This window comes from Paenibacillus sp. MAEPY2 (genome assembly GCF_000499205.1).
Classification (GTDB): domain Bacteria; phylum Bacillota; class Bacilli; order Paenibacillales; family Paenibacillaceae; genus Paenibacillus; species Paenibacillus vandeheii.
Genome location: NZ_AWUK01000036.1, coordinates 80,836 through 92,268, shown reverse-complemented (window position 1 = coordinate 92,268; position 11,433 = coordinate 80,836). Strand labels below are relative to the sequence as shown.

The following is an 11,433-nucleotide window of genomic DNA, read 5'->3' as shown; positions in this document are numbered from 1 at the left end:
CCTCCTTCGCTGCAACGCTCGCCATAGCTTTTTAAAGGCTTATTGCCTTCGCTATCTCGCAGGGCAAATTTTCGGGATGCTCGTTATTTCGTTAACTCGCTGAATAAAATGGCTAATCGCGGGGCTGACGCTTCGGCGGACGGATCGGGCTGTGGGCCGCTGTTGGCTCGGGATTTCTTTTTCATTCCCCTCAGCAGGGGAAATCCCGCTCCAAAGGCGGACGCTTCGCTCCCTCTGCTCCGATTCCGCCCTCCTTCGCTGCTTACCTCAAATACATTTGTAGCGGCTGCAATCGCAGCTCGCGGATGGCTTCTGCCACCTCTATGGCGAGACGACGGGCACCGCGCTCCTGAAAATGCGTGTTATCCTCCACGCCTGACGGGAAGTTCACATACTCACCCGGCAGTACCCACATGAAATCCTCCTTGCTGCCTTCAATACCGGCTTGCTCGAACAACATGCGGCTTCGCTCAGCCAGATCGATCAGCGGCACCCCTTCCTCTTCGGCCAGCTCACGCACGGCGATGATATAATCGCCATGCGTGTCGGTCAATGTACCGTCATCGGCAAAGTAGCGCCGATGCACCGGGGTCACGAGCACCGGATGAGCACTCGCTCCGCGGGCTGCATCAATATACTTTTTCAGATACTCCTTATATGTTGTGAAAGGTTCCGTTCCCCGGTCAGGGCCCGGCTTTTCATCGTTATGTCCAAATTGAATAAACAGAAAATCCTCCGGATTCATCTTCTCCAGAATGGCATCCAGTCTGCCTTCATTAATAAAGCTGCGGGAGCTGCGCCCAGACTGGGCATGATTATCTACAGCAACATCATGTTTGAACTGAGCCGGTAACAGCTGGCCCCAGCCACAGTATGGATATCCACTCTCCGGCTGATCCGTCACGGTAGAATCACCAGCGAGAAATACAGTCATCGTCTGATTCGCAAGCGTGATCTCCATTGCATTGATCCGTGGAGCGGGACCAGAGAAGGATAATCTAAGCTTCCCGCCACGGACCACAACGGAGAATCGTACTTCTGCACATTGTCCAGGAAGGGCACGAATGGTCGGCAGCATCAGTCTGCCCTCTCCGGCTTTGACCCGGGTAATCGTCTCTGCCCATTCATCGCCTGCAATTAACAATACTTGGTAGGTTACATCGGGTACATCAACGATGAAAGATGCCTTGAGCGGAATACAAAAGCTTGAACGCAATGGGACAGACACACTGGCCTGCTCTTGATTCCTATCATTTTCCTTGCCTGTGTCATTCATCCCATATTCACTTAGCCGCTGCTTCTCATACACAAGGGAGCCGGTTTCAAAACCGTATTCCCCCTGTTCTTCATATAGGGTGCTGGCAGACACTTTCAGATAACCGTCAATCTCACCCGCACTACCCGAGTCCGGTCCAAAATTGAACTTCCAGTGGGTGACGGATTTTTTACCGCCCTCTAACGTTACCTCCGTAGTAACAGTCTGACTCCCCTGAGCATTATTCAATAGGAAGAACCTCCTTTTTCAACATGCTAATCCAGGTTTGGATCCAGTGAATATCGTTTATCCTTTCAATCCGCTGGTGCTCATGCCCTGTACAATTTGTTTTTGGAAAATAAAGAACACGGCTACAACGGGTACGAGACTCACAATGGACATCGCGAACATCGCGCCCCAGTTGGAAGCAGATTCGCTATCCAGGAACATTTTCAGTGCCATCGACACGGTATATTTATCCGGCGAGTTCAGATACAGCACTGGACCGAGCAGATCCTCCCATCTCCAGTAGAAAGAGAAGATGGCTGCCGTTGCGAGTGATGACTTGATGAGCGGCATAATAATCTGCACATACAGTCTGAACTTGTTACATCCATCAATAGTAGCGGCCTCATCCAGCTCTTTCGGAATTGTACGAATGAACTGAACCATCAGGAAGATGAAGAACGGCATCCCGAAGAATGTAGGTACAACAATCGGCAGAATGGTATTCAACCAGCCAAGCTTTGTAAAGATAATATATTGGGGTACGAGTACAACGTCATGCGGTAACATCAGGGTTAACATCATCAGGGAAAACCAGAAGTTACGTCCTTTAAAGTTGAGCCTAGCAAAACCAAAGGCAATCAGCGATGAGGATAACACGGCACCAATCGTGGAAATGACTACAATAACGAGAGAGTTCGTAATGTAATCCATAAACGGTCTTCCGCCTGCACCTTTCCAGCCATCCGCGTAGTTGCTCCAGATCCATTCTGTAGGAAACAGGGACTCAGCAGTCACGAAGATGGTGCGGCTTTCCTTGAAGGAGCTGAACAGCATCCATAGCACGGGATAGAGCATCAGGAGGGCCAAAGCTGCAACGAACAGATGATAGATAGGCCATTTCACATTTCTCCAAACCATCGTTACTTCCCTCCTTCGGATTCATAAAACACCCAGAACTTGGATGTCAGGAACACCGCTACTGTGAGTATACCGATCATAATAAGCATGATCCAGGCCATGGCCGAAGCATAACCCATGTTGTTAAACATAAAGGCCTGACGGAACAGATACAGCGAGTAAAGCATGGTACCGTCCATTGGCCCGCCCTCGCCTTTAGAAATGATATATGCAGGTACAAAGGTCATGAATGCACCGATAGTCTGCATAATCAGGTTAAACAGAATGATTGGGCTGAGCAGCGGTAAGGTGATACCAAAAAATTTGCGTACCGGGTTGGCACCATCCACACCTGCTGCTTCGTACATCTCGGGAGAGATATTTTTCAGACCGGCTAGGAAGATGAGCATGGAAGATCCAAACTGCCAAACTGATAGCGAGATCAGCATAACCAGAGACGCATTCGGATCACCAAACCAGCTGATTGGCCCGATTCCGATTGCCGTTAATGCGCTGTTGATGACACCTTCATTACTAAAAAGATTACGCCACATAATGGACACGGCCACACTACCACCGATAATGGATGGCAAGTAGTACAAGGTTCGGTACGTTCCGACCATGCGGGAGCCCGTATTCAGGATCATGGCCACGAAAAGTGCAAAGACCAGCCTTAGCGGCACACCAATGAACACGTACAGGAACGTTACCTTAACCGAGTTCCAATACTTCGGATCATCAAAGAACATCTTGGTGTAGTTGTCCATCCCAATCCACCGTGGGGAAGTGAACAGATTATAACTCGTAAACGACATGTATAGAGATACAAACATTGGAATGAGCGTAAAGCCCAGAAAGCCGATGATAAAAGGACTAATAAATGCATACCCGGTTAAGTTTCTGCGCAACGACGAATATTGCCTCAACGGAACGAACCTCCTTTATGGATCTACTTACTTCCCACAGCCTTCGCTTTGATCTCATGGACGGGGAAAGGCCCTCGCGGTATGCGAGCAGCCTATTCCCGACCATCCCGGTAGTGGGACGAGCAAGCAATCATTCAACTGTTATTTATTGTTGGCAAGAACCGCTTCGGCATTTTTGCGGAATGTCGCTGCTGCTTGTTCCGGTGTAATCTTGCCAAAGTTCAGTTCCTCCACAACATCCGCCAGAGAAGCAATGACTTCCGGCGAACCTACCGGTGGTGGTGGGCTCATTGGCGAAGCTTTAGGCTCCATAGCTGCTACGAAGTCAAATACCTGTTTCGTTGCATCACTCAGCTCAGGCGCGATAGCTTCCTTGATTTTGCCGGAGATTGGCACACCGCGCTCACCTTTGATCAGTTTGTTAGCTTCCACATCATTCACCCAGAAATCGATGAATTTGGCCGCTTCTTCCTTCACTTTTGAGTTCGATGTTACAGCCCAGTACATACTTGGCTGCATATAGAGTCCTTTTTCCATGTCCGGTCCAGGCATTGGTGCAATCTCCAATGGACGATTGGCTACCTGCTGCAAGGCTACAAACTGGTTTGACCATTGCCATACACCAATTCCTTTTTCCTTGACCAGGTCGGATTCCTCGATAATACCTTTGGTTTGGTTCGCCAGATCCGGTGAAGGCGCTGCGCCCTGCTCAATCATCCGGCGCATGAGTCCGAAGAACTCAACAAATAGTTTGTCGTCATCATAGCCAAGCCCAGTTCCTTCAGCATTGTAGAGGGATAATCCTTTGGTCCGCAGGAAATAGTGGAAGAAAATATCCGGCGCCACGCCTCCATCCAAGAAAAGTCCTTTGGCAGCCGTCTGCTTGCCAAGCTCTTCATACGATTCCCATGTCATATTTTCAGGTAGGGCATCTACACCCGCTTTTTTGAGCAGAGCCGGATCATACTGAAATCCCAGTACGTTAACACCCGCAGGTACTCCATATTGCTTGCTGTTAATAATGCCTGTGCTAATTACGTTCTCGGATACATCGTCCACTTTGATCTGATTTCCGAGATATGGGGACAGATCTTCGAGTTGTCCGTTCTGTGCATATTGGCTGATGTAGGAAATATCCATCTGAACAATGTCTGGCAGTTGATTGGCTGCAGCTTGTGGAGCGAGCTTTTTCCAGTAGTCATCGAACGAAGCGTATTCCACGTCAATTTTGACATTCGGGTTTTTCTCTTTGTACAAGTCAATGACCTTCTGTGTATATTCGTGACGTGCATCCGATCCCCACCACGCGATACGGAGTGTTACCGAACCATCCGCAGATGTTTCGCCCGATCCTCCACTGCTGCTGCATGCCGTTGTTAATACCAGCAATGCCGCCATCATCAGGAATATTGCCTTTTTCACCATGCCAATCTCCCCTTTTATGTTGATATGGTTGTGTGAATGAGTTACCTTCATTTTCTGATAACGCTTTCACAAACTTTATATTGTCATTTTCGCAAATGTGAGACCATAGTTGAATACACAAAACCGTCTTGTTGGTTCAAAAAACAGAGGAGGACAACTGCACCCTCCCGGTGCGGTTCGTCCCCCTCATACTCCGACTACATGATCGTCAGTCTATTGTTATAAGCCAGTTCTACGGAATTCGGTGGGTGTCATACCGGTCCACTTTTTGAACACCTGACTGAAATATTGCGAGTTCCCCCCGAAGCCAAACAATTCGGCAAGCTCAAAGACCTTCACATCCCCACCTCTGCGAATATGGTCGCAGGCACGCTCAATACGCAATCGATTCACATAATTGGAGAAGTTCTCGCCGGTCACTTTTTTGAAAATTTTACCTAAGTAATCCGGGTTCATATATAACATCTGGTGCGCGACACCGTTAAGGGATAGATCAGCTTCGCCATAATGACGGTCTACAATATCCATCATCTTCTCCACGGCAGAAGACTGACGGCTAATATGGTTTTTGTAATAACCGGAGGTTAACCGGGCTGCGCTGCTTGCGACAAAGGATTTTAAGCCAGACAAGGTATCGATACGGGGGAGTTCTGCCATGCGCTGAGTGAATTCCGTTGCCTCCTCAGGTGGACAGACATGAATCATAGCGGAGTACAACTGCACCACATACGAGCGGGTAATCCCAATTTCAAGCTGCTGACCGGATAAAAGATCGAAGAGGCGATCCACTTCCGCTGCAGCTTCTTCGGTATTACCTGACTTAATTAACTGGCACAGCTGCTCTGCATCCTGTTCAACGTGTACCCCATCACATTCCCCGGCCAGGGCCAGATCATTCTTGGTAATAAGCTTGCCTTCACCGATAAAGAAGCGGTGGTTCAGGCATTGCAGCGCCTCACAGAACAAACGCCTGGATTGAATCATTCGATCGGCCTCACTAAGGGCAGCTGTAACTTCGAGTTTATACAGTCTGGTAAAGGCAGCCCGCACTTCCTCAATGCTCTCCTTCAAACCGACCGGATCGGAAGAGTCCCCCAGCAAAATTAACAATTTTCCTTCAATGGTCGTGCTTAACAGAACATGGGGAAGCAGATCACTGGCGATGTTTTTGATCGCAAATAAATGACTATAATCATGTTCATCTGCAATCCGGAACAGCAGCAGCCGAACTTCGCTATCCTCCAGCTCCAGTTCAAACAGCTCCTGATAATACTCCAAATCAACCGGACCATAGGTTTGGTTCGTCATAAACTCCAGCAGGAACTGCTCCTTCACATGCGGGAGCACCCGTTGCAGCCGCTGTTTCATCTCTCCGGCCACATGTTCCTTCACCTGGGCATCCTGGTGTTCCTTAAGCAGCTCGGACAAGGCATCGTGAATCTGGTTCTCATTACACGGTTTGAGCAGATAATGCTTCACTCCATATTGCATGGCCCGGCGAGCATATTCGAACTCTTTGTAACCAGACAACATGATAAACCGGAGGCCAGGGTAAGCTTCGGACGCCTTTTCAATTAATCCAAGACCATCCAGGCCCGGCATGGAAATATCCGTAATGATAATATCCGGTCTGGAATGACCGATTTTATCCAGCGCTTCAATCCCGTTTCTCGCGGTATCCACCAGCTCCGTTCCTGCTGCAGCCCAATCCACGACTTGCGAAATCCCCTCCAGAATGACACGTTCATCATCTACGAGCATCACTTTGTACATCGTCATCGTCCTCTCTGATCCAAGGTATTCTGATCGATACTACGGTCCCTGATCCGGGATTGCTGCTCATGATCATTTCGCCTTCGTCCCCGAAGGTCAGCCTGATCCGTTCCTTGATGTTCGACAGTCCGATCCCCTGTCCCCTCGTCTGAATACGTCCCTCCTGCAATTGCTCCAGAAATTCGGGAGTCATGCCTGGACCATCGTCTTCCACCTCAATCACAACGTTGTCTCCATCCGCTCTCGCTCTGATCCGAATACGACAAGGTTCTATGCTTGGCTCCAAAGCATAATGAATGGCGTTCTCCACCAATGGCTGCAGGGTTAACTTCGGAATGCGTGCAGTTCCCACTTCGGGCGCAATGTCCATGTCAAAATCAAGCCTTTCCTCGAATCGCGTGTGCTGGATTGTCACATAACTACGGACAATTTCTATTTCTCGTTCCAAAGTAATCCACTTCTCGGACATGTTCACGGAGCTTCGCAGCAGAAATCCGAGGGCCTCAACCATTTCAGAGATTTGATGCTGCTTCTGCACTTTGGCAAGCCAGTTGATCGATTCCAGTGTGTTGTACAGAAAATGTGGATTAATCTGCGCCTGAAGCGCTTTCAATTCGGTTTCTCGTATCACTAGCTGCTTCGCATAATTCTCATCAATGAGTTCGCGTATGCGCTGTAACATCATCTTGAACGTGCGATGCAGCAACCCAACCTCATTCTGCGAAGATACCGGAACGTTGCCAAGCGCTGCTTCTTCCAGCTTATCCAGATCCCCTTTTTCGATATTACGCATTTTCTTGATCAACTGGGCGATCGGCTGTGTAATACTACGGGAAAACTTAGCCCCAAATACAAGCGCCGCCAGGAATATCATAATAAAAATGACAGTCACCAGCTGTTTGACAAACTGGATCTGCTTAAACATTTGGTCAAAGGGCGTCATGTACAGATACACCCAATCCGTATAGGAAGAATGTGCACGGGCGACAAAATTTCTACCCTGCTCAAACATGGCGATCCCATAAGGCTGAGTCCGCTTCAGTTCCGACTCAATTTCAGATTTGCTGACAGTCGACTCTGTCGGATAGATTACTTCCCGGCCATCTGTAATTAATAGTTGTGAATCCTCTGCCGGATGCTGCATCTGGTCCTGAACAATCCGATCCAGCCGTACACGAATAACGAGGGTGCCCAGCTTCTCCAGCGTGAATGCTCCACCGGTAAAAGACTTTACCTGTCTAACCGACAGTAATCTGGCTTGTTGGTCCCCACCCGTGTACCAGGCATTGGAGCCCGAATATTGCTGTCCCAAAGCAACCAATTCACTCTGCTTTGCTTCCGAGATTCCTTCACGGTTTCCAGCCGCCATAACATTATTATCATTATCGATAAAGATCATGGAATAGACGTATTTCTCTGAACCTGCATAGGCCACCAATCTGTTGGTGATTTTTTTGCGCAGGCCATTTTGCTCATATCCCGTTTCAGCATTTTCCAACTGGAGAAGGTATTGCTGTAGTGGTTCGTCAGACATGACTTTAAAGGATAGATTGGAAATCTCACGCAGCTGGTTCTCGATGCCCACCGAAGACATATTAAGCACCTGTGAGGATTTCTCATAGATTTGTCGGTCATAAATGTTGAACACGTATCTCAGTACAGATACATAGAATGTGAAGCTGATCAACATCAGAAGTCCGATGAGAAGAATGGTTTTGTGATGAATCGGCAATCTCGTGAAAGCGTTCTTAATTTTTCTCATCCAAAGCGCTCCTTTGGCTGGCGAAGGGTGCTGTCCATTCGAAATGGTTTTCGATCTACTGTAAGTTATTTTCATATTTACACATCCATGGTCAGATGACAAGCCATATTTATGCAACATTTTAGATCAGTATCGAAGGTTTAGCTCCCTTGTGAGGAATGTACGTAGACGCAAAAAAAGCCAGTCTCCTTGAAAAAATCAAGGAAATCTGGCTGTTAGCTATCATTCAATCATACAGACATAGGTGTTACGGGTTCACAAAAACCGTCTTTAATTTGGCTACATACTGCACATCAAAGCCTAGACCTTCAGCTACCATTGCCAGCGGCACATACGTTTTGGACTCGTTGCCCACCTTGTTCAGGAATGCTGGTGTGTCCACGGCAAGGGATGCACCATTCACCTGAACCGCCGTTGCACCAATCTTCACGGCAACCTTCCGGTCTCCGTATGTAATCGTTGCCGTTGAAGTTTTGTTATCCCAGACGGTTGTTGCACCGACTGCATTCACGATATCCTGGATTGCCACAAAGTTTTTGCCATTGCGAATGATGGGTTTGTATGGGGTATTCAGCGTTTTGCCACTAACGATGATGTTCATCGGTTCACCGCTCGCAGGAGCTGTCAGCTTGGTGTAGTCGCCCCAGATCGTTTCTGCGAATACTTTGGCAATCGCTTCATATCCGAACTGATTCGGATGGAAATCGCGGTCCTTAATCATGTGCGTCATCGTGCCTTCTCCGCCAATAAACTCCTTGGCGACATGAGCCACTTTTACATCAATCCCTTTAGCGGAGTATTCAGTCGCAATTCCATCAATGGTCTTCGTAAACCCTTGAGAGGCTTCCATCAGTTTCGCATAAAGCTCCTTACCAGCTACTTCTGGCATGGGTTGGTACTGGTCTGCGATTATGATCTTGGCATTAGGATTAATCTCATGAATATCATTGATAACTGCGCTAACATTGGCTGTATAGGATGATAGCAATTCTTTCACTTTTGCTTCCAGTTCCGCATCACTCAGCTTATCTGCCGTACCGAGCAGCTCGGATACATCGTTTCCTCCGATTGTAATAGCAACGAGATTCGCTCCAGCTACACTCTCCTTGATGGCAGCAATATTGGCTCCAACTTGTGCCGCTCTTGGATCAGGAAGACTCGGTTGAATGGCTTCGGAAGTGAGCGCTTTCCCTTCTTTAATCGCATCTGCAAAGTTTTTCAGACCACTGCTCTTCAATCCGGCTATACCATAGTTGTCCACCTGAGTACGTCCATGAAGCAGGCCTTGTTCCTGTAACCGTTCCACATAACCATACGGCAGTTCTTTCAGGTTCGGCTCGTAACCCACGGTAATAGAATCCCCCAAAGTGACGATGCGGAATTCCTTGGTTACTGCTATGGCATCCTTGTTCACAGGCAAAGATGCTGTTGTAGTTCCCGCAGGTAACGTATTGCTATCCGCAGCAAGAGCGGACTGGGCGGTTGATGCCAAAATCAGCATCCCTGCCAGCATACTTGCCGTTAATCCCGCGGCGGTACTTCTCCATATGCGTTTACGCTTCATTCTTAGAACACTCCTTGTCTCGTATCTATACTAAGTAAACAATAATTGCATATTACACTTTCCACTCCGATGACAGAAGTTCGTGTAACTCTATTCTAACATTATTAAAGGGGTGCTGTCGTCTGTACGAAAAAGGAGGCGCTCCCCCCATACACGTAAATAGGCTACCCCGAAGTCGGTTCACCCACCGGTCAACGTCGCCGGACCCTACGCTGACGATCAAAAGGAGCTTCCCGTCATATTCATGACTATTGGAAGCCCCTCGTTTAACACAGATAAAATATCAACCTGTCAAGATTTTTGTTTACTTCGCGTCTCCAGAATCAGAACCATCCGTGTCGATTTCCGGTTTGTTCCCGGCAGAACGCTCTATATAACGATCATAGCGATCGTCCACTTCACGTGCCATATCCCGGTACTTCAACGTTTCTTCAACAATCGGGTCCCGTTCTGTCTGGATGCGCACCTCGTACTTGGGAGGAATGAGCTGGCGTTCACGCTTGTCAGCATCGCCGGACTCCTCCATGTCCCCTTCAGTCAGCATATCACTCAAACGTCGTTCCAGTTCTTTGGATTCATCCATTGTTGTTCGCTCCTTAGATTAAAGTCACAAATGCACTAATCTTACTATTACATCTTCACTTCGTGGACAGAACAGTCTTCACTCACTCCAAGCCGGTTGCCTTTGCTTCCTTCAGCACATCCGTCAGTGCATTATGAATCTTGCCATTGCTGGCCACTATATGACTCACCGAGAGTTGATAAGGCGTTCCGATGGTGTCAGTGACCTTGCCTCCGGATTCCTCCACCAGTAGTGCCCCTGCGGCGATATCCCAGGGCTTCAGACCAACTTCGGTATAAGCGCTGAGGCGCCCCGCTGCAACATACGCCAAATGAAGGGCAGCAGAACCGCCTGCACGCAGACTGCGTACTTGCGGTGCAAGGGCCTGAACAGCGGCCATATTGATCGGCAACGCGTAGGTCGTATCCGCCGGGAAGCCAACCGCGATCAGGCTCTGAGCCAGCTCCTGTTCCCCAGATACAAGCATCCGGTTTCCGTGGACGTAAGCGCCTTTTCCCTTTTCCGCAACAAACATCTCGTCACGGGAAGGATCGTAGATTACTCCCACAATTACCTCACCGTTATGGGCCAAAGCGATGGATACGGAGTAGAACGGAAAACCATGTACAAAGTTCGTCGTTCCGTCCACCGGGTCCACAATCCAGAGAAATTCTTCTTCCTCAGCTTCTTTCAGTGCTTTTGCCGAAGCTTCCGGTCCTGGTTCCACGCCTTCTTCACCCAGAATGGCATGATGGGGAAAATGCGTCAGAATCAGGCGGCGGATCATCTGTTCCGCGCCTTTATCCACTTCAGTAACGAGATCCTGCGGGGAATACTTGGTTCCGGGCTCCCCCACAGTTCCGAGACGGCTCTTGATCCACTCTCCAGCTTTGGAGGCTGCATTAATGGCGACGGCAGTATAGCTTTTGCTTGTCACGACATAAGGTGTTTTTTCCTTCTCATTCAAAGCGTTCACTCTACTTTCTATATCAATCTACGAAAAATTAAAATACTTGTTAAAAGTATACGCCCCGAGGGTCG

9 protein-coding genes are annotated in these 11,433 nt (G+C 48.5%); all 9 read right to left on the bottom strand.

What is annotated here, in order from left to right; genetic code table 11:
• Window positions 1-262: 262 nt before the first annotated feature.
• The 9 genes from P364_RS0126335 to P364_RS0126295 all read right to left on the bottom strand — a co-directional run bounded on the left by P364_RS0126335 (window position 263) and on the right by P364_RS0126295 (window position 11,359).
• Entirely contained in the window at window positions 263-1,387 is a 1,125-nt protein-coding gene (locus P364_RS0126335; protein WP_052016788.1) for a rhamnogalacturonan acetylesterase, read from the bottom strand.
• Between the two features lie 174 nt (window positions 1,388-1,561).
• Window positions 1,562-2,401, bottom strand: a complete 840-nt coding sequence (locus P364_RS0126330; RefSeq protein ID WP_024633028.1) for a carbohydrate ABC transporter permease — start codon at window positions 2,399-2,401, stop codon at window positions 1,562-1,564.
• A 2-nt stretch (window positions 2,402-2,403) separates the two neighbouring features.
• Window positions 2,404-3,306: a carbohydrate ABC transporter permease gene (locus tag P364_RS0126325; RefSeq protein WP_024633027.1), complete on the bottom strand. Its 903-nt coding sequence runs from the start codon at window positions 3,304-3,306 to the stop codon at window positions 2,404-2,406.
• A 141-nt stretch (window positions 3,307-3,447) separates the two neighbouring features.
• Window positions 3,448-4,731 carry an ABC transporter substrate-binding protein gene (locus tag P364_RS0126320; RefSeq protein WP_024633026.1) on the bottom strand — a complete coding sequence of 428 codons (1,284 nt, stop codon included), beginning with the start codon at window positions 4,729-4,731 and terminating at the stop codon, window positions 3,448-3,450.
• A 219-nt stretch (window positions 4,732-4,950) separates the two neighbouring features.
• A complete protein-coding gene (locus tag P364_RS0126315; RefSeq protein WP_024633025.1) occupies window positions 4,951-6,504 on the bottom strand; it encodes a response regulator transcription factor in 1,554 nt (517 codons plus the stop codon).
• Window positions 6,479-8,266 carry a sensor histidine kinase gene (locus tag P364_RS0126310; protein ID WP_024633024.1) on the bottom strand — a complete coding sequence of 596 codons (1,788 nt, stop codon included), beginning with the start codon at window positions 8,264-8,266 and terminating at the stop codon, window positions 6,479-6,481. Before P364_RS0126310 ends, P364_RS0126315 begins: the two co-directional genes overlap by 26 nt.
• 247 nt (window positions 8,267-8,513) lie before the next feature.
• Entirely contained in the window at window positions 8,514-9,830 is a 1,317-nt protein-coding gene (locus tag P364_RS0126305) for a stalk domain-containing protein (RefSeq protein WP_024633023.1), read from the bottom strand.
• A gap of 304 nt (window positions 9,831-10,134) precedes the next feature.
• Window positions 10,135-10,413, bottom strand: a complete 279-nt coding sequence (locus P364_RS0126300; RefSeq protein ID WP_024633022.1) for a hypothetical protein — start codon at window positions 10,411-10,413, stop codon at window positions 10,135-10,137.
• 82 nt (window positions 10,414-10,495) lie between these two features.
• Complete coding sequence (locus tag P364_RS0126295) at window positions 10,496-11,359, bottom strand: inositol monophosphatase family protein (RefSeq protein WP_024633021.1); 864 nt, start codon at window positions 11,357-11,359, stop codon at window positions 10,496-10,498.
• Window positions 11,360-11,433 lie beyond the last annotated feature (74 nt).

Bases quoted from the DNA above. Each gene is read 5' to 3' on its own strand.
- P364_RS0126330 (WP_024633028.1), bottom strand. From the start codon at position 2,401: ATGGTTTGGAGAAATGTGAAATGGCCTATCTATCATCTGTTCGTTGCA.
- P364_RS0126320 (WP_024633026.1), bottom strand. From the start codon at position 4,731: ATGGTGAAAAAGGCAATATTCCTGATGATGGCGGCATTGCTGGTATTA.
- P364_RS0126315 (WP_024633025.1), bottom strand. From the start codon at position 6,504: ATGTACAAAGTGATGCTCGTAGATGATGAACGTGTCATTCTGGAGGGG.
- P364_RS0126310 (WP_024633024.1), bottom strand. From the start codon at position 8,266: ATGAGAAAAATTAAGAACGCTTTCACGAGATTGCCGATTCATCACAAA.
- P364_RS0126305 (WP_024633023.1), bottom strand. From the start codon at position 9,830: ATGAAGCGTAAACGCATATGGAGAAGTACCGCCGCGGGATTAACGGCA.
- P364_RS0126300 (WP_024633022.1), bottom strand. From the start codon at position 10,413: ATGGATGAATCCAAAGAACTGGAACGACGTTTGAGTGATATGCTGACT.